Raw genomic sequence first — 18,517 nt, 5'->3', positions numbered from 1 at the left:
GGTCAGCGAGCGGCGGGGTCCCGGTCGTCGACGTTCGCGGGGGCAGCGGCGTCGAGCTCGTCGGGGAGCTCGAGCGGGCGCCGCGTGTAGTACCCGCGCGCCTTGCGGTAGAAGAGCACGATCGGCACGACACCGAGCACGATCAGCCCGAGCCCGAGGATGTTGACGACGATCGCGTCGTCCTGGAAGTTCTGCACGATCCCCATGACGAACATCACGCCCATGAACACCGCGCCGGCCGCCGGCCACAACCCGATGAGGAGGAAGTTCTTCACCGACTTCAGCAGCACCTTCCGGTAGGCGACCACCACGGCCACTCCGGCGAGCGTGTAGTAGAACGCGATCTGGATGCCGATGGACAGGATCGCGTTGTTCATGATCTCGCCGACGTTGCCGACGAAGTTCGATCCGACGAACAGCACGATCGACACCCCGACGACGACGAGCGTCGCGAAGGCCGGCGTGCGCCACTTCGGGTGGATGCGGCCGAAGGCCTTCGGGATGGTGTTGTCGCGTCCCATCGAGAACAGCGTCCGGGTGACCTGGATGAGCGTGGTCTCCAGCGTCGCGATGGTCGACAGCGCGACGGCGATCACCAGCACCTTTCCGCCGATGCCCGGCCACACGGCGTCGCCGAGCACGGACAGCACGTTGGCACTGTGCTCCTCGATCGTCTTCTGCGGCAGGATCACCAGCGTCGCGATCGTGAAGATCTCGAACAGCAGGAAGACGATGATGACACCGATGATGCCGGCCGACCCGGCGTTCTTGTGGCCGTCCTTCGTCTCCTCGTTGAGGTTGGCGGACACATCCCAGCCCCAGAAGTAGAAGGCCGCGACCAGCGCGGCCGACACGAAGACTCCCTGGCCGGTGAGGTGCTGGAAGCCCAGCCAGTCCCACGAGAACGACGGTCCGGCGTGAGCCGAGGTGGCGGCCCGCACGATCATCAGTACCGCGAAGAGCACGAGGATGCCCACCTCGATGACCGACATGATCCACTGTGCCCGCGCGGTGACGTGCACGCCGAACAGTACGCACGCCGCCATGACGAGGAACCAGAGCGCGCCGACACCGGTGATGAGCGGAACGTTCTCGGCCTGCTCCGGAGCGAACAGCGTGACCGTCATGGCCCCGGCGGGCAGCGCTCCCGCGACCATGAAGATCGTCGCCGAGATGACCAGCGCCCAGCCGGAGAGGAAGCCGAGGATGGGGTGCAGCGCCCGTGCGACCCACGAGTAGGCGGCGCCCGCGTTCACGTCGAGCCGTCCGAGGTACAGGAACGCCCAGGCGATGCCGAGCATCGGGATGCCGCACCAGAGCAGCGCTGCGGGAGCGCCGAGGGCGGCGGCCCCGACGAGGGTCGCCGTCGTCGCGGCGATCGAGTAGGCGGGTGCGCTGCCCGCGACGGCCATCACGATGGATCCGGCGGCGCTCACGCCGTCGGCCGCGAGGGCGTGGTGGTCTCCCCGGTGGTGGTCGGCGTCGCCTCCGTGCGAGGCGTCCGGCCGGGAACTGGTCTGCGTCATTGCTCTCCCTGGCTTCGAGGGTCGCTGGTCGACGGGCGGGGGCGCGACGTCGGTGTGCGACAGGGGGACGTTAGCAACATCCGGCCTGAAGGACAAGCGAATGACGACGGATTCGGTTGCCGTTTTACTGATCGCACCCTGAAAACGTTGTGAATATCCAAATCCGCAACGGAACGGGTTGCCTTTCCCGCTCGACACCATGCTCCACCCCCCGAGCGGGTCGCTTGATCGGCGACGACCGGGATGCCTAGGGTTGCGCATGCCCGACGACGAGGAGACCGCCGCCCCGCCTGCCCGACGCGTCTCGCGGAGAGCCCTCATCGGCGGCGTCGTCGGCGGTGTTCTCGGCGCGGCAGCCGTCGCGGGCGGTGCGTATGTCGTTCCGCGGATCTTCCGCGGGTCGGAGGACGGCCTCCTGGTCGACCGTCTCATCGAGCGGAAGGGCTTCACGGTCGCCCACCGCGGCGGTTCCCTCGACTGGCCGGAGATGTCGATGGAGGCGTACCGCAACTCGGTGGCGGCCGGGGTCAACGCGCTCGAGATCTCGCTGGCCCGCACGTCGGACGGCGTCTGGTTCGGGCTGCACGACGAGACGCTCGACCGCACCTCGGGCACGTCCGGATTCGTCGCGGCGGAGCACACCTGGAAGGAGGTCCGGCAGCACCGCATCTCGGCCGCCGAAACGAACGATCCACGCCAGGCTCCGCAGCCATACCTTCGCTTCGAGGAGCTCATCGCCGCCTATGCCGCGACGCACACGATCTTCGTCGACCCGAAGGTGGTCCCCGTCGAGCACTTCGGTGAGCTCTTCGCGCTCATGGCGACGGTCGACCATGCAACCAACACGTTCGTCGCCAAGGGCTACTGCACCGCCCGCGAGTGGCCCGTCGATGCGGGCGGCCGCGGTTTCCGCACCTGGGGGTACTACTACGGGGCGGAACTCGCCTCCGACCCGCAGCTGTTCGCCTCCACCGCCGAGCGCTGGAGCTGGCTCGGGCTCGACTACAACGGCGGCGAGGACGCCTGGCGGACCTTCACCGGGAGCGGCAAGCCGGTGCTCGCGCACATCGTCCCGTCGCGTGCGGCCGCCGACAAGGCCCTCGGCTTGGGCGCCGGGGGGATGGTCGTCTCCGGCGTCCGCGAGGTACTGCGCAGCTGAGACGTCCCGTCAGGCCGGCTTGCGCGACGCGGTGACCGTGAACTTCGGGTTGCGGGCGATCTGCCGCGTCGGGCCGACCGCGCGCTCGAGCGCCGCGCGGTAGCCGAGGTGCGAGTTCCACACCGTCCAGAGCTCACCGCCCGGAACCAGCACCCGGCCCGCCTCCGCGAAGAGCCGGTGCGCGATCCCGGTGTGGACGGCTCCTCCGATGTGGAACGGCGGGTTCAGCACCACGAGGTCCGCCGAGGCGTCCGGCTGCGACGACAGCCCGTCATCCCGGGCGACGGCGACCTGCTCCGCGACGCCGTTGGCCGTCGCCGTCGTGGCGGCCGACGCGACCGCAGCCGCCGACTGGTCGGTGGCGATGACGCGGAGGCCGGGACGCGCAACGGCGAGCGCCGACGCGATCACGCCCGTCCCGCAGCCGAGGTCGATCGCCGTGCGCGCCTCCGGGACGGCCGCATCGAGAACGCCGAGCAGGAAGCGCGTTCCGATGTCGATCGACGCGCCCGCGAACGCCGCCCCGTGCGCGCACACCCACAGCCCCGTGGCTGCATCGCGGGCGCGCTCCGGCCAGCGGTCGAGCACGGTGGCGGCGGCGGGATGCGGCTCGCGCACGGTCAGCACCCGCGCCTTCTGGCGCGCGAGTGACGCCTCCACGGAGCCGAAGACCTCGGCGAGCACGTCGTTCATCGCCGTGGTCATGTGCTTCAGCATTCCGCCCGCGTAGACGACCACGTCAGCCCGCGCGTGCTCGGCGATCAGTGTCGCGATCTCGGCCAGGGCGTCCAGGCTGCGGGGCAGCCGGAGCAGGACGGTGCGCGCTCCGCGCACGAGCGTCTCATCGAGCGGCCGGTGCTCGTACGTGCCGCTGAGCCCCAGCTCGGCGGCGTTCGCGTCGAGGGCGCGCTCACCGGTCAGGGCATCCTGGTGCACGCGGATGTCGTGGGCGCCGCGAGCGGCGGCCGCGAGGGTCAGCGCTCCGTAACCGTCGCCGAACACCACGAGACCCGGCTGCAGCACCGCATCGCCGGCGAGGTCCGAGAGCAGGCGGTCGGCGGCGTCCGCGGCGAACAGGTTCGGCGCCTCGACGTCCGGCCACCGCCGCAGGCGGTCATACGGGAAGTCGGGCGTCGCGGAGGTCACGCCCCCAAGTCAATCAGAGGCGACCGGAGGGCGTGACCCCGCGCGGATCAGGGGAGGGGCTCAGGAGGCCCGGGCGGCCTCCTGCTCCAGCTCCTCCTTCTCCGAGAAGTCCATCGTCGGCGGCTTACGGCGGAATCCGCGCGTCAGGACGGCCAGGTAGATCACACCGACGAGCATCCACGACAGGCCAACGATGAAGGTGGTGGCCGTGAGCGACGTCCACAGCCAGACGGTCAGGACGAACCCGATCGCGGGCAGCACGCCGTAGCGCACCCGCTCGCCCGCCGAGGGAGCGGTGCGCCCGCCCTTCGGGAACAGGTGGTGCTTGATCACCGAGAGGTTGACCATCGAGAAGGCCGCCAGCGCGCCGAACGAGATCATCGTCGCGGCTTGATCCAGGGTCAGCACGAGCGCCAGGAGCGACACGACGGACACCGCGAGCGCGGCCACCCACGGCGTGCGGAACCGCGAGTGGAGCGTGCCGAAAATGCGCGGGAGCACCCCATCTCGGCCCATCGAGTAGATGATGCGCGAGACGCTGACCTGGGTCGTCATTCCCGATCCGAACGCGCCGACCACGTAGACGGCGACGAAGAACGACGTCAAGAACGTGCCGCCCACCTTGGCCATCAGGTCGACGCCGGCCGAGTCGACCTCCGCGAAGTCGCGCCAGTCCGGGTACACGAGGGCGCCCAGCCAGGAGACGACGATGAAGATCGCGCCGCCGATGAGAGTGGTGAGCAGGATTGCGCGCGGGATGTCGCGCTTCGGGTTCTTCGCCTCCTCCGACAGGGTCGATACCGCGTCGAAGCCGAGGAACGACAGGGCGAGCACAGCGGCGCCCGCGAAGATCGGACCCAGGCCGCCCTTGCCGGGCAGGAACGGCTCGATCAGACTCGGCGTCTCGGACGACGGGTTGGTCAGCAGCTCCTTGATGGCGAGCACAGCGAACACGACCACGAGAAGCACCGACAGAGCCACGATCGCGACGTTGAGCCGGTTGACCAGGGTGATTCCGAGCACGTTGAAGAGCAGCACCAGCAGCAGCGACGCCAGCGCGAACACCCAGCCCGGGACGTCCGGGAACTGCGTGTTGAGGTACAGCCCGATCAGCAGGAAGTTGATCATCGGCAGGAACAGGTAGTCGAGCATCAGCGTCCACCCGGTCAGGAAGCCGACGTGACCGCCGAACGTCTGCTGGGTGTACGTGTACGCCGAACCGGACACCGGGAACGCACGCGCCATCGCGCCGTAGCTGAGTGCCGTGAACAGCATCGCGACCAGCGCGACGACGTAGGCGGAGGGCAGGTGGTTGTCGGTCGACTGCGTCACGATGCCATAGGTCGTGAAGACGGTGACAGGGGCGAGGTAGGTGAGGCCGAACAGCACGAGGGCTGTCGGGCCGAGCGCCCTCTTGAGCCGCGGCTGGGGCGGCAGGTCGGTCGTGGTCATGTGGTGCTGCCTCTCTGGGATGGAGTGGTGCAATCGGGGGTGGGTATCAGCTCCGTACGGTGGTCGCGCGGCGGACGCCGGCGACCCAGGTTCCGAGTACGCGGACGGATCGCAGGTCGTGCGGGTCCACGTGACGCGGGTCGGTGTCGAGCCAGACCAGGTCCGGGGAGGACCCCGGACGCAGTTCACCGCGCGCATGCTGCGCGAAGGCCTGGCGGGCGACGCCGGAGGAGTAGGCCTCCAGCGCGTCGGTGAGCGGGATGCGCTCGGCGGGGGTCCATCCGGCTTCCGGAATCCGCTGCTCGGTCTGGCGGGTGACCGCCGTCGCGACGCCGGGCCGCCAGTCGGCGCTGCTGACGGGCCAGTCGCTCCCGAAGGAGACGGTCGCCGATTCGAGGAGCGTGCGGATGGGGTACTGCAGCCGTTCGCGCTCGGGTCCGAGGCGCGGGATGGTCAGGTCGAGCATCATCGAGTCGAGCTGCGCCCAGAGCGGCTCGAAGTTCGCAATGACGCCGAGGCGCTCGAAGCGGGGGAGGTCCGCCGGGTCGACGACCTGGACGTGCGCGATCACCGGCCGGCGGTCGCGTGCGCCGTTGGTGCGTTCGACCGCCTCGAAGACGTCGAGGGCGGTCCGCGTCGCCGCGTCGCCGATCGCGTGAAGGTGCAACTGGAAGCCGAGCTTGTCGAACGTGACAGCCGCCGCGGTGAGCTCGGCCGCATCCCAGTTGGGGAGCCCGCGGTCTCCGGGGGTGTCGGTGTAGTCGGCGAGCATCGCCGCGGTGTGGTTCTCGATGACGCCGTCGACGAAGACCTTCACGGTGCCCGCGGTCAGCAGCGGGTCGTCGAGCTCTTCGACGCGGCGGCGAGACTCGACGAACTCGGGCACCTGGTCGCGCCAGCGCACGGGATCGGCGCGCAGGGCGAGGTTCACCCGCGTCGACAGCAGCCCGCGTGCGGACGCCTCGAGGTAGGCCTCCACCTCGGCCGGCTCGACCCAGGCGTCCTGCACCCAGGCGATCCCGAGGTCGGCGTACTCGGCGGTCGCCAGCCGCAGGGCCTCGACGCGCTCGTCGTGCGTCCGGCCGGGCTCGGCGGGGATCAGGAGGTCGACGGCCCCGGGCTCCTGCAGGATGCCGAGCGGAGACCCGTCGGCCCGGCGCGGGATGCGGCCCAGCGCCGGCTCGGGCGTGCTCGCGTCGATCCCGGCCCGGCGCAGCGCCTCGGAGTTCACCCACACCGTGTGGTAGTCCCACGCCCGCAGCACGACCGGCCGGTCGGGGACGGCGGCGTCGAGCCAGCGCGCGTCGAACATCCCCTCAGGCGCCAGCGTCGCGTCGTAGCTGCCGCCGTAGATCCACTCCTGTTCGGGATGCGCGTCCGCCCACTCCTGCACGCACGCGACGATCTCGTCGACCGACGCGCAGCTCCGCACCTGCGGCCCAAGCTTCTCCAGTCCTCCCTGCAGGGGATGCGCGTGACCGTCGCCGAACGCGGGCGCGAGGACGCCGCCGAGCAGGTCGACCGCCTCGTCCGCCGTGTCGCGCAGGGCCAAGGCCTCGGCGCCGGCGGCGATGATGCGCCCGTCCTCGACCGCGACCGCGGTGTGCTCGACGGCGTCGGAGCGATAGCTGCTCAGGATGGTGCCACCGGTGAAGACGGTCGTGCTCATGCAACCTCCGTGTTACGGATAAATGAACGGCGTTCTTTTATTTCGTCAGATACTAGGGTGTGATCGAGCCGGAGGGGAAGAGGATGGCCGAGATCGATCGCCCGGCGCGTCGAGTGGGGCGCCCGAAGACGACCGTGCTGACCCGTGATCTCATCGCGGAGGCCGCCCTCCGACTGCTCGACGAATCGGGCGCAGACGGCTTCACGATGGTGCGGCTCGCGCAGGCGCTCCGCGTGCGGCCCAGCGCCCTCTACAACCACGTCGACGGCAAGGAGGACGTCATCGCCGGCGTCCGCGAGCTCATCTCGGACCGCATCGACGTCAGTGCCTTCGAGACGCTCCCGTGGGACGCCGCGATGCTCGACTGGGCGCACTCGTATCGCCTCGCCTTCGCCACCCACCCGCCGACGATCGCGCTCCTCGCCATCCTCCCGCTCACCGGCGCGCTGCGTACGATGCATATGTACGACACGGTCGTCGCCGCGATGGTGCGCGCGGGCTGGCCCGAGCCCGAGGTACTGCCGACGCTTGTCGCGGTCGAGTCGTTCATCCTCGGGTCGGCGCTCGACGCCGTCGCACCCGCCGACATGTTCGACCCGTCGGGAGCACAGGACCAGGTCCCGTCGTTCGCCTCGGCATACGCGGCGCGCGCCCGCGCACTCGACGCGACCGCGACCGCGCCGGCGGATGCGGCCTTCGAGACCGGGCTCTCCGCCCTCCTCGACGGCCTGCGCGCGCGCTACGAGCGTGTTCGCGTGGCGGTGGGATGACGCGGGGCTAGATCCAGCCCTTCCGCTTGAAGACGACGTAGAGGCCGACGCCCATCCCGACCATCAGCAGGAGCGCGAACGGGTAGCCGAACGCCCAGTGCAGCTCGGGCATCACGCGGAAGTTCATGCCGTAGACCGTGCCGACGAGGGTCGGGGCGAACAGGATCGCCGCCCATCCGGAGATCTTCTTCACCTCGTCGTTCTGCCGCTGGCCCACGAGCGCCGTGTGCACGCTGAGCGCGTTCTGCAGGATCTGACGGAAGCCGTCCGCGCGCTCGGTGACGCGAAGGACGTGGTCCTCGATGTCGCGGAACGCATCCCGCAGCCCTTCGTCGGCCTCGTGAGCGATCAGCCCCTCGCGCAGGCTGCGCAGCACATCCTTCAGCGGGTCCACCGCGCGCTGGAAGTGCATCACCTCGGTGGACAGCTCGTAGATGCGCCGCGACACCCCGCGGTCGCCGGAGAACAGCTGATCCTCGATCTCGTCGATGTCGTCCTCGAGCCCGGCGACGACGGGCGCGTACTCGTCCACGATCTCGTCGAGGATGCCGTACAGGGCCGCGATGGGACCGTGCGCCAGCAGCGCGGCGTCACCCTCGAGCCGTTTGCGGACGCGCGCAAGATCGGGTGTCTCGAAGTGCCGGACCGTGATGACGAAGTCGTCGCCGAGGAAGACGTGCACCTCCCCGAACTCGACCTTCTCCGTCTCATCGACGTAGCTGGCCGGTCGCAGCACGACGAAGAGCATGTCGCCGTACTTCTCGATCTTGGCGCGCTGGTGACCGGAGAGGGCGTCCTCGACGGCGAGCGGCGGCAGATCGAACTCCTTCGCTACGGCGGCCAGTTCGCTCTCATTCGGCCGGTAGAGCCCGATCCACGCGAAGCCTCCGCGATCGCGCACCGTCTCGCTGGTCTCCTCGAGAGACGGCGGATCGGTGCGGATGCCGTCTACGTATACGGCGTTGTCGACGATCATCGCGCCTCCTTCCTGAGCAACCGTACGCCCGAAGCGGGCCCCTCCCGGACCGCGGACGCGGGCGCACCTAGACTGACAAGGATGTCCGCGCTCGCCTGGCTCGCCGCCGCCCTCGTCGTGGTCGGCGCGTACCCGGCGTACCGGTTCGCGCGCCGGGCCTGGAGGTTCCGCGCGACCGCGACCGTCATCGCGGTGATCGCCGGGCAGCTCGTCGGACTCGCCGTCGTCGTGCTCGGCGTCGTCCTGCTCCCGCGCCCGGATCTGACCGGCGTCGGCTGGTTCGCCGTGCTGCTCGCCGCGACCGTGCTGCCGCTCGCGATCGGCGATGCGCTGCAGTCCGCCGGACGGCGGGGTGTGCGCATCGCTGTCGCCGCGGTCGCAGTCGTGCTGACGGTCGGAGTGGTCGGGGTCGCCGTGCAGCCGGCGTTCGCCCGGCCCATCGTCGCCGGCCGCAGCATCCCCATCACGGCGAAGACCCTCGCCGAGGGCTACCAGCTGGCGGTGCGCATCCCGGCCACCCGGTCCGGCTTCGAGGCGCGGGCCGCGCACCTGTTCGTGCCGCCCGGTTGGCTGCGCGACCCGTCGGGCACGCGTCCGGTCGTCGAGATGATGATGGGGCAGCCCGGCAACCCGACGCTCGGCGCCACGCTCGATGCGCTGCACAGCCTCGGGCAGCAGCGGCTCGACCAGGCGCCGTTCGTGCTCGTCGTCGACCAACTCGGCGCCGTCGACAAGAACCCGCCATGCGCCGACACCCCCGGGGGCAAGCTCGACACCTACCTGTCGCAGGATGTCCCCGCCTGGATCGACGCGAACCTCCCTGCGTCGCCGGACCGCGCCGACCGGGTGATCGCCGGCTTCTCGCACGGCGGCGAGTGCGCGGCATACCTCGGTGCGAAGTATCCGCAGAAGTGGGGCGCGGTCATCGACGTGTCCGGGCCGGACAAGCCGGGCGAGTACCGGCCGGCCGTCACCCGCGACCGCTACTTCGGCGGCGACCAGGTGGCGTACGAGAAGACCTGGCCCGTGAACATCCTCGCGGCCAACGACTACCCCCAGCCGACGGTCGGGATCTTCGTCGCCGGTGCGGAGGACCCGCACTTCCGGCAGCAGGTCGAGGACACGGCGACTGCCGCCGAGAACGCCGGCTGGAAGGTCACCTACTGGGCGGTCCCCGGCGAGGGCCACTCGGGTCCGACCCTGGTGAAAGGCCTGGCCACCGGCTACAACCAGCTGATCGGACCGTGGGTGAAGGCCGGCGCGACAGGCCAGGGCGACCGGTTCCTCTGCTCGGCGGACCAGACCGGCCGGGCGTGCGGTCTGACGCAGGCGGCGGCGGTCGGCGGGACGGTCGCAATGGTCGACCTGTCGGTGCTCGCGGTGTTCCTGATCATCACGCTCGCCCTGTTCTTTGCCCGCCGCGGTGTGACGCTGCGCCGGCCGCGCGCGTCGCTCGACGACTGAGCCGGTCCGGCGCTTTGCGCCCGGCGAAACGGAGGTCATGGGCGCCCTTCCTCGCCGCGACTCCTCCCTTTCGCGCGCCGCGCGTCGTAACGCGAAACGGAGGAGGATAGGCGCCCTCCCTCGCCGCGACTCCTCCCTTTCGCGCAGCTGAGCGGCCGGACCGGGCGTTTCTCCTCCGTTTCCACGGCGGACACGGCCGCGGCGGGAACGCGGCCCGGTTCGTCGGCTGGTCGGAAACGGAGGCGATCCCGCCCGACGCGCCGGGCCGATGCAGGGAACGGAGGACATCGCGGGCGGTCCCACCGCCAGGACCTCCGTTCGTCACCGGAGCGGACCGCCGCGACCGCAGACAGCACGCGGGAGGCAGACCCCGCGACCGCAGACGGAGCGCGCGGCGGTGCCCGCTACGCGGCGACGGCCTCCCGCGACGCGACGAACGCATCCACGCAGCGGCGGATCTCCTCCTCCGTGTGCGCCGCCGACAGTTGCACGCGGATGCGCGCGCGGCCCTTCGGCACCACCGGGTACGAGAAGGCGGTCACGTAGACGCCCTGGCGCTGCATCTCGTCGGCCATGCGCGCGGTGAGCGCTGCATCCCCGAACATGACCGGGACGATGGGATGCGCGCCCGGCAGCAACTCGAAACCCGCCTCGGTCATCAGCCGCCGGAACAGCTCCGCATTGGCCACGAGCTGCGCCCGCAGGTGGTCGGACTGCTCCAGCAGGTCGAGCGCCGCCAGCGTGCCCGCGACGATGGACGGCGCGAGGGTGTTCGAGAACAGGTACGGCCGCGAGCGCTGGCGCAGCATGTCGACGATCTCGCGGCGGCTCGAGACGTAGCCGCCGGAGGCGCCGCCGAGCGCCTTGCCGAAGGTTCCGGTGTAGATGTCGACGCGGTCGGACACCCCGCAGAACTCGGGCGTGCCGCGGCCGTGCTCCCCGACGAAACCGACCGCGTGCGAGTCGTCGACGAAGACCAGGGCGCCGAACTCGTCCGCCAGGTCGCAGATCTCCGCGAGCGGGGCGATGTATCCGTCCATCGAGAAGACGCCGTCGGTGACGATGACCGTGAAGCGCGCTCCCGCATCCCGCGCCGCCTCCAGTTGCGCCCGCAGGTCGGCCAGGTCGCGGTTCTTGTAGCGGTACCGCTGGGCCTTCGACAGGCGGATGCCGTCAATGATGGATGCGTGGTTCAGCTCGTCGGAGACGATGGCGTCCTCCGGGCCGAACAGCGTCTCGAACACGCCGCCGTTGGCGTCGAAGCAGGAGGAGAACAGGATGGTCGCCTCCGTGCCGAGGAACCGCGACACCCGCCGCTCCAGCTCGAGGTGCTGCTCCTGGGTGCCGCAGATGAAGCGCACGCTCGCCATCCCGTAGCCCCAATCGTCGAGCGCCGTCTTGGCGGCGTCGCGGAGGGCCGGATGGTCGGCGAGCCCGAGGTAGTTGTTGGCGCAGAAGTTGAGCACCTCCTGGCCGTCGGCGGTGATCAGCGCCGACTGGGGGCCGTGGATGCTGCGCTCGCGCTTGGTGAGGCCGGCCTCCTCGATCTCCTGCAGCTGCGTCGCGATGTGCTCCCGGAATGCTCCGTACACGTTCAGACCTCCGTCCAGTCGAGGATGACCTTGCCCCCACCTGCGGACGCAGCGGCGGCGAACCCCTTCTCCCAGTCGCGGGCGGGGAAGCGGTCGGAGACGATCGACGCGATCGCGTCGTGCAGCTCGACCGAGGTCTGCAGCATCGCGCCCATGGCGTTCCACGTCTCGAACATCTCGCGGCCGTAGATGCCCTTGAGGGTCAGCATGTGGGTGACCACGATGCCCCAGTCGACGGCGATCTGCGACGACGGCAGGCCGAGCATCGCGATGCGGCCGCCGTGGTTCATGTTCTCGATCATCGACGGCAGCGCGGTGGGGGCGCCGCTCATCTCGAAGCCGACGTCGAAGCCCTCGCGCATCCCGAGCGCCTTCTGCGCCTCGTGGATGTCGTGCTGCGACACGTCCACGGTGAAGTCGGCGCCCATCCCGCGCGCGAGTTCGAGCCGTTGAGCGCTGATGTCGGTGCCGACGATGAAGCGAGCGCCGACGTGGCGGGCGACCGCGATGGCCATCAGGCCGATGGGACCGCATCCCGTGACCAGGACATCCTCGCCGACGACCGGGAAGGCGAGCGCGGTGTGGACGGCGTTGCCGAGCGGGTCGAACAGGGCGCCGACCTCCGGCTCGATGGCGCTGTGGTGCACCCAGACGTTCGTGGCGGGAAGGACGAGCTGCTCGGCGAAGGCGCCGTCGCGCTGCACTCCGACACCCTGGGTGCGGATGCACATCTGACGGCGGCCGGCTCGGCAGTTGCGGCAGGTGCCACAGACGATGTGCCCTTCGCCGGACACCAGGTCGCCGACCTCCACATCGCGGACCAGCGGTCCGACCTCGACGACCTCGCCGAAGAACTCGTGGCCGGGGATGAGCGGGGCCTTCACGGCCGACGCCGCCCAGTCGTCCCAGCGCTGGATGTGCAGGTCGGTGCCGCAGATGCCGGTGCGCAGAACGCGGATCCGGACATCCTCCGGACCCATCTCGGGCTCGGGGACATCCACCAGTTCGAGGCCGGGTCCGGCCTCGCTCTTGAACAGGGCTCTCATCGTCGCTTCCTCGTGGGAGTCGGTGTGCTTCATCGCTCGGCCGCCGGTGCGCCTTGTGGGCGCGGGCGGCCGAGCAAAAGCCTAGACCAGCCGTGGGACGGCGAGGGTTAGAGTTCAGCCATGAAGCGCGCGCTGATCGTGATCGACCTGCAGAACGAGTACGTCACCGGCAATTTGAAGATCTGCTACCCGGATCTGATGACATCCATCCCCAACATCGAGGTCGCGTGGGACGCGGCCGACGACCACGGGGTGCCGGTCGTCGTCGTGCAGCACATCGAGGACGAAGGGTCGCCGGTCTTCGCGCGCGGCTCGGACGGCGCCGCGCTGCACGAGACGATCATCGACCGCACGTCCGCGCACGTGGTGACCAAGGGGAGCGTCTCCGCGTTCCCCGGCACCGATCTTGAGAGCTGGCTGCGTGCGAACGCTGTCGACACGGTCACCATCGCCGGTTACATGACGCAGCACTGCTGCGCGGGGACGGCTCGGGATGCGTCCGAGCTCGGGTTCACCGTCGAGTTCCTGTCGGATGCCACGGGCACGCTCGACCTCGTCAACGAGGCCGGCGCCATCTCGGCGGACGCCCTCCACCGCAGCGTGCTGGTGACGATGCAGTCGGAGTTCGCCGCCGTCGCCACAACGGAGGAGTGGACGCTCGCGGTCGAGGCCGGTGACACGCTGCCGGTGTCGAACCTGTGGGACAGCACCGGCCACGCACGGCTCCCGGAGAAGCACGCCGAACTGCACAAGCTCATGCGCGAGGTGCGGGCCGGGATCGACGACGACATCGCCGCGACCGAGGCGCACAACATCCAGAACACCCTCTACGTAGGCCAGGGCGTCTCCTCGCTCTGACCCCGGCACCGAAGTGCACGTTGTGGCGGCTATTTCGGGGATTTAGCAGCCACGACGTGCACTTCGACGGAAGAGGTCAGCGCTCGAGGGGGCGCCAGACGACGAGCTGGTTGCTGCGGCGCACGCGGGTCCCGGCGCGCATCGAGACGACCTCGCCCTCGGAGCCGGCCGCGAAGACGCGGCGGCCGGGGCGGTTCAGGAGTTCGTCCGCGAGGGCGCTCTCCAGCTCCCGGACGCGGCCGCGGAGCTCCCCCACCTGGTCCTCCAGTTCGAGGATGCGGCGGATGCCCTCCAGGCTGACGCCCTCCGAGCCGAGGCGGGCGATCTCCTGCAGCTTCTCGATGTCGCGCATGGAGTAGCGGCGCGACTTGCCGGCCGTCCGGCTGGGGCTGACGAGTCCGAGCCGGTCGTACTGGCGGAGCGTCTGCGGGTGCATGCCCGCGAGCTCCGCCGCGATCGAGATCACGAAGACCTGGCTGTGCTCGTCCATCGTCAGCTCCGGGCCTTGGCCAGGATGTCGTCGCGCGGGTTCTCGTCGGGGAGCTTCGCGGCGAACGCCTCGAGCGCCTCCTTGGCGTCGGCGGACAGGTGCGACGGGACGGCGACCTGGACCACGGCGAGCAGGTCGCCGGTGCCCTTGCTGGTCTCGACGCCGCGCCCCTTGACGCGCAGCACGCGGCCGCTCGGGGTGCCCGGCGCCACACGCAGCTTGACGGGCTCGCCGCCGAGCGTCGGCACCTCGATGGTCGCGCCGAGCGCGGCCTCAGCGAAGGTGACCGGGACGTTGACGCGGAGGTTCAGGCCGTCGCGCTCGAAGACGGGGTGCTTGCGCACCGAGACGGTGAGCACGATGTCCCCCGCCTCCCCGCCGTCGGGGCTGGGCTGTCCCTTGCCTCGGAGCTTGATCTTCTGGCCGTCGGCCACACCGGCGGGGATCTTGACCTTGATGGGCTTGCCGTCGGACGCCTGCAGCGTGATGGTCTCGCCGCGCGTCGCGGTCACGAAGTCGATGGTGGTGTGTGCGGTCACGTCGCGGCCGCGCGTCGGGCCGCCGTAGCCGCGGAATCCGCCGGTCGTCGTGCCGAACCGGCCGTTGCCGAAGAGCCCGCCGAAGACGTCGTCGAAGTCGCCGCCGCCCTGCTGGAACCCCCCTCCTCCTGGAAAATACTGGCGCTGACCGCCCGCGCCGCCCTGGCCGAACATCCCGCCGAAGACGTCGTCGAAGCCGCCCTGGGCGCCGGACCCCGGCGCCGTGAACCGGGCACCGGTCCCCATGGCGCGGATCTGGTCGTACTCCTTGCGCTCCTCCGGATCGCTGAGCACCGAGTAGGCCTCGCTGATCTCCTTGAACTTCGCCTCCGCGGCGGCATCGCCGGGGTTGGAGTCGGGATGGTACTTGCGGGCGAGCTTGCGGTAGGTCTTCTTGAGGTCCGCCTCGCTGACGTCCTTGGAGACGCCAAGGACCTTGTAGAAGTCCTTGTCGAACCAGTCTTGGCTAGCCACGGGCGCCTCCTCTCAAGTCGTTGTCGGTGTTCGTGGATGAAGTCTGCATGAAAGATCGAGCGCGCACGGGCCGAGCGGAGCGGCGGGAACCGTTCCCCGCCGCTCCGCCATGCCGTGCGCCGTGTCGCCGGGTCAGGCCGGCACCGCGACGACGACCTTCGCCACCCGGACGGTGGTGGAGCCCAGCCGGTAGCCGGTCTCGACCACCTCGGCGACGGTGTCGGCCGTCACGCCGGGGGTGGGCTGCTGGAAGATCGCCTCGTGGATCTGCGGGTCGAAGGGCTCGCCCTTCTCGCCGTAGGGGGTGAGGCCGAGGCGCTCGACCGCGGTCCGGAGCTTCGCGGCGATGGTGAAGAAGGCGCTGCCCTCCCCCAGGTCGCCGTGCTTCTCCGCGCGCTCGAGGTCGTCGAGCACGGGGATGAGCCCCTTCACCGCGTCGCCGACCGCGCGCTCGCGCTCGATCTCGCGGTTCGCCTCGGTGCGCTTGCGGTAGTTCGCGTACTCCGCGGTCACCCGCTGGAGGTCGGCGAGGCGCTCGGCCGCGAGCTGCTCGGCGGTCGTCTGGCCGGAGAGGATGTCGAGGTCGTCATCGCTCAGGATGGGGCCCTCCTCCTGGCTCTCGGCCGGTCCGACGTCGACGAGCTCCTCGTGCGCGAGGTCGTGCTCGCCGGCGTCGGAGCCGTCGTCGCTCTGCTCACCCTCGGGCTGCCGGACCTTCCCGGTCTCGGGGTCGATCCTCCGCTTGTCGCGGATGATCGGATCCTCGCGTTCTGGCTCCGGGGAGCCGCCGTTCTGGTCCGACATGATTACTTCTTCTCCTCGTCCTCGACGACCTCGGCGTCGATGACGTCCTCATCGTCGGAGGAGGACTCGCCGGCCTGCTGGCCGTCGCCCGCCTCACCGGCCGGGGTCTCGGTCGGCTGCGCCGAGGAGTAGATCGCCTCGCCGAGCTTCTGCTGGCTGGAGCTGAGCTTCTCGTACGCGGTCTTCACCGCCTCGTCGTCGTCGCCGGCGAGGGCGGTCTTGAGGCCGTCCACGTCGCCCTGGACCTCGTTCTTGACGTCCTCGGGGAGCTTGTCCTCGTTGTCCTTGATCAGCTTCTCGATCGAGTAGACGAGCTGCTCGGCCTGGTTGCGGGTCTCGGCGGACTCGCGGCGCTTCTTGTCCTCCGCCGCGTGCTCCTCGGCCTCGCGCACCATGCGGTCGATGTCCTCCTTCGGCAGGCTGGACCCGCCGGTGATGGTCATCGACTGCTCCTTGCCGGTGCCCTTGTCCTTGGCGGACACGTGCACGATGCCGTTGGCGTCGATGTCGAAGGTGACCTCGATCTGCGGGATGCCGCGGGGAGCCGGGGCGATGCCGGTCAGCTCGAAGGTGCCGAGCGGCTTGTTGTCGCGGGTGAACTCGCGCTCACCCTGGAAGACCTGGATCGCGACGGACGGCTGGTTGTCGTCGGCCGTGGTGAAGGTCTCGCTGCGCTTGGTCGGGATGGCCGTGTTGCGCTCGATGAGCTTGGTCATGATCCCGCCCTTGGTCTCGATACCGAGGGACAGCGGGGTGACGTCGATGAGGAGGACGTCCTTGCGCTCGCCCTTCAGGACACCGGCCTGCAGGGCGGCGCCGACGGCGACGACCTCGTCCGGGTTCACGCCCTTGTTGGGCTCCTTGCCGGTCTCCTGCTTCACGAGCTCCGAGACGGCGGGCATGCGGGTCGATCCACCGACGAGCACGACGTGCGCGATGTCGGAGACCTTGATGCCGGCCTCGCGGATGACGTCCTGGAACGGCTTCTTGGTGCGGTCGAGGAGGTCGCTGGTCATCTGCTCGAACTGGGCGCGGGTGAGCGTCTCGTCGAGGTTGGCCGGGCCGTTCTCGGTGAGCGACAGGTACGGCAGCTGGATGCTGGTCGACATGCTCGACGACAGCTCCTTCTTGGCCTGCTCTGCAGCCTCCTTCAGGCGCTGCAGCGCGATCTTGTCCTTGGAGACGTCGACTCCGGTGGAGTCCTTGAAGCGCTTGATGAGCCACTCCACGATCCGCTGGTCCCAGTCGTCGCCGCCGAGACGGTTGTCACCGGCGGTGGAGCGCACCTGGATGGTCGAGAAGTCGTCGTCCTTGCCCACCTCGAGCAGGGAGACGTCGAAGGTGCCGCCACCGAGGTCGAAGACGAGGATGAGCTCATCCTCCTTGCCCTTGTCGAGGCCGTACGCGAGCGCGGCAGCGGTGGGCTCGTTGATGATGCGGAGCACGTTGAGGCCCGCGATCTCGCCGGCCTCCTTGGTGGCCTGGCGCTCAGCGTCGTTGAAGTACGCCGGGACGGTGATGACCGCGTCGGTCACGGTGTCGCCCAGGTACTGCTCGGCGTCGCGCTTCAGCTTCTGCAGGATGCGGGCCGAGATCTCCTGCGGCGTGTACTTCTTGCCGTCGATCTCCTGCGTCCAGGTGGTGCCCATGTGGCGCTTCACGGACGAGATCGTGCGGTCGACGTTCGTGACCGCCTGGCGCTTCGCGGTCTCGCCGACGAGGACCTCGCCGTCCTTGGTGAAGGCGACCACCGACGGGGTGGTGCGGAAGCCCTCCGCGTTCGCGATGACCGTGGGCTCGCCGCCCTCGAGCACCGAGACGACGGAGTTGGTGGTTCCGAGGTCGATTCCTACTGCACGTGACATGTGTGCTTCTCTCCTTTGTTGCTGGCTTGTGGCCGTGAAAGTCTGTGGTCAAGACTTGAGCCTCGACGACTCAAGACTGTCATCCGCATGGGGATGCTGTCAAGACGTCAAGGCCAAAACTTGAGTACACCAGACTCAACTTTGGAGAGCGGAGTCGTATTCCCATCCCGGCTCGCGAATCGACGCGCTACCTGTGCACGACGCAGCAATCGAACAGCGCGCATTCCGCCTCGTCCGGGGCCTCGAACCGCGCCCGGGATTCGTCGAGCAGCTCTCGAGTGATCGGCACCTCGCCGTGTCCGGGACCCGCGTTCCGCCCTTCGAGTCGCCGCCACAGCTCCTCGACGGGTATGTCGAAGACGTGCAACTCGGTGATCGCGCCGGAGCTCCGCGCGACCCACCGGAGTTCGTCGCGCTCCGCCCGCGTCCACGAGCCGTCTTCGAGGATGACGCTCTGCCCGTGTTCGAGCAGGTCTCGCCACAGCCGATCGAGCCGCGCCTGGAGCCGGTCGCGCAGCGGGTCGAAGTACTCGAGGCCCAGGTCGGCCATCCATTCGTCCGTGCTGAACCGGATTGCCCCCGTCTCCCGTTCGCGCTCGCGCGCAGCCGTCGTCTTGCCGGCTCCGGGCAGCCCGCAGTACAGGATGAGGACCGGGCGCACCGAGGCAGGCACCGCTTCCACCCCGG

General features: G+C 69.7%; 16 protein-coding genes. 4 read left to right on the top strand and 12 right to left on the bottom strand.

Going from position 1 to position 18,517, the window contains the following annotated elements; translation table 11 throughout:
• Positions 1-2: 2 nt before the first annotated feature.
• Positions 3-1,526, bottom strand: a complete 1,524-nt coding sequence (locus tag ACF1AJ_RS15850) for an APC family permease (RefSeq protein WP_391508213.1) — start codon at positions 1,524-1,526, stop codon at positions 3-5.
• Between the two features lie 259 nt (positions 1,527-1,785).
• On the opposite strand from ACF1AJ_RS15850, the gene ACF1AJ_RS15845 reads away from it, so the two are divergent.
• Entirely contained in the window at positions 1,786-2,685 is a 900-nt protein-coding gene (locus tag ACF1AJ_RS15845) for a glycerophosphodiester phosphodiesterase (RefSeq protein ID WP_391508212.1), read from the top strand.
• Positions 2,686-2,694: 9 nt separating this feature from the next.
• Here the strand turns inward: ACF1AJ_RS15845 and ACF1AJ_RS15840 are convergent, their stop codons facing one another.
• Genes ACF1AJ_RS15840 through ACF1AJ_RS15830 form a run of 3 tightly spaced genes read right to left on the bottom strand, consistent with a single transcriptional unit; the run spans position 2,695 to position 6,952 of the window.
• Positions 2,695-3,831 carry a class I SAM-dependent methyltransferase gene (locus tag ACF1AJ_RS15840; protein ID WP_391508211.1) on the bottom strand — a complete coding sequence of 379 codons (1,137 nt, stop codon included), beginning with the start codon at positions 3,829-3,831 and terminating at the stop codon, positions 2,695-2,697.
• A 60-nt stretch (positions 3,832-3,891) separates the two neighbouring features.
• Complete coding sequence (locus ACF1AJ_RS15835; RefSeq protein ID WP_391508210.1) at positions 3,892-5,283, bottom strand: APC family permease; 1,392 nt, start codon at positions 5,281-5,283, stop codon at positions 3,892-3,894.
• Between the two features lie 46 nt (positions 5,284-5,329).
• Positions 5,330-6,952: an amidohydrolase gene (locus ACF1AJ_RS15830; RefSeq protein WP_391508209.1), complete on the bottom strand. Its 1,623-nt coding sequence runs from the start codon at positions 6,950-6,952 to the stop codon at positions 5,330-5,332.
• Between the two features lie 83 nt (positions 6,953-7,035).
• Between ACF1AJ_RS15830 and ACF1AJ_RS15825 the strand changes: the two genes are divergently transcribed.
• A complete protein-coding gene (locus ACF1AJ_RS15825) occupies positions 7,036-7,722 on the top strand; it encodes a TetR/AcrR family transcriptional regulator (RefSeq protein WP_391508208.1) in 687 nt (228 codons plus the stop codon).
• Between the two features lie 7 nt (positions 7,723-7,729).
• On the opposite strand, the gene corA is transcribed toward ACF1AJ_RS15825, so the two are convergent.
• Positions 7,730-8,698 carry a magnesium/cobalt transporter CorA gene (gene corA / locus ACF1AJ_RS15820; RefSeq protein ID WP_391508207.1) on the bottom strand — a complete coding sequence of 323 codons (969 nt, stop codon included), beginning with the start codon at positions 8,696-8,698 and terminating at the stop codon, positions 7,730-7,732.
• A gap of 81 nt (positions 8,699-8,779) precedes the next feature.
• On the opposite strand from corA, the gene ACF1AJ_RS15815 reads away from it, so the two are divergent.
• A complete protein-coding gene (locus ACF1AJ_RS15815; RefSeq protein ID WP_391508206.1) occupies positions 8,780-10,162 on the top strand; it encodes an alpha/beta hydrolase in 1,383 nt (460 codons plus the stop codon).
• Positions 10,163-10,566: 404 nt separating this feature from the next.
• Here the strand turns inward: ACF1AJ_RS15815 and ACF1AJ_RS15810 are convergent, their stop codons facing one another.
• Together ACF1AJ_RS15810 and tdh are read right to left on the bottom strand one after the other, a co-directional pair.
• Positions 10,567-11,754, bottom strand: coding sequence for a glycine C-acetyltransferase (locus ACF1AJ_RS15810; protein WP_391508205.1), 1,188 nt, complete (start codon positions 11,752-11,754; stop codon positions 10,567-10,569).
• A 2-nt stretch (positions 11,755-11,756) separates the two neighbouring features.
• Positions 11,757-12,800: an L-threonine 3-dehydrogenase gene (gene tdh / locus ACF1AJ_RS15805; protein WP_391508204.1), complete on the bottom strand. Its 1,044-nt coding sequence runs from the start codon at positions 12,798-12,800 to the stop codon at positions 11,757-11,759.
• A 120-nt stretch (positions 12,801-12,920) separates the two neighbouring features.
• Here tdh and ACF1AJ_RS15800 point away from each other — a divergent pair, with 120 nt between their 5' ends.
• The gene (locus ACF1AJ_RS15800) at positions 12,921-13,658 is read left to right on the top strand and encodes a cysteine hydrolase family protein (protein ID WP_391508203.1); all 738 of its coding nucleotides are present in this window, start codon (positions 12,921-12,923) and stop codon (positions 13,656-13,658) included.
• 76 nt (positions 13,659-13,734) lie between these two features.
• Here ACF1AJ_RS15800 and ACF1AJ_RS15795 read toward each other — a convergent pair whose 3' ends face one another.
• From ACF1AJ_RS15795 to ACF1AJ_RS15775, 5 genes are all read right to left on the bottom strand, one after another.
• Complete coding sequence (locus ACF1AJ_RS15795; RefSeq protein WP_018192448.1) at positions 13,735-14,148, bottom strand: heat shock protein transcriptional repressor HspR; 414 nt, start codon at positions 14,146-14,148, stop codon at positions 13,735-13,737.
• A 2-nt stretch (positions 14,149-14,150) separates the two neighbouring features.
• On the bottom strand, positions 14,151-15,161 hold the full coding sequence (locus ACF1AJ_RS15790; protein ID WP_391508202.1) for a DnaJ C-terminal domain-containing protein: 1,011 nt from the start codon (positions 15,159-15,161) through the stop codon (positions 14,151-14,153).
• Positions 15,162-15,293: 132 nt separating this feature from the next.
• Positions 15,294-15,965, bottom strand: coding sequence for a nucleotide exchange factor GrpE (locus tag ACF1AJ_RS15785; RefSeq protein WP_391508201.1), 672 nt, complete (start codon positions 15,963-15,965; stop codon positions 15,294-15,296).
• A gap of 2 nt (positions 15,966-15,967) precedes the next feature.
• Positions 15,968-17,830 carry a molecular chaperone DnaK gene (dnaK, locus tag ACF1AJ_RS15780; RefSeq protein WP_309854668.1) on the bottom strand — a complete coding sequence of 621 codons (1,863 nt, stop codon included), beginning with the start codon at positions 17,828-17,830 and terminating at the stop codon, positions 15,968-15,970.
• Between the two features lie 187 nt (positions 17,831-18,017).
• Entirely contained in the window at positions 18,018-18,512 is a 495-nt protein-coding gene (locus ACF1AJ_RS15775) for an AAA family ATPase (protein WP_391508200.1), read from the bottom strand.
• Positions 18,513-18,517: the final 5 nt, after the last annotated feature.

Source organism: Leifsonia sp. NPDC014704, assembly GCF_043083605.1.
Lineage (GTDB): Bacteria > Actinomycetota > Actinomycetes > Actinomycetales > Microbacteriaceae > Leifsonia.
Note: the sequence above shows the minus strand (reverse complement) of the source record. Positions and strands in the feature narration are given on the sequence as shown.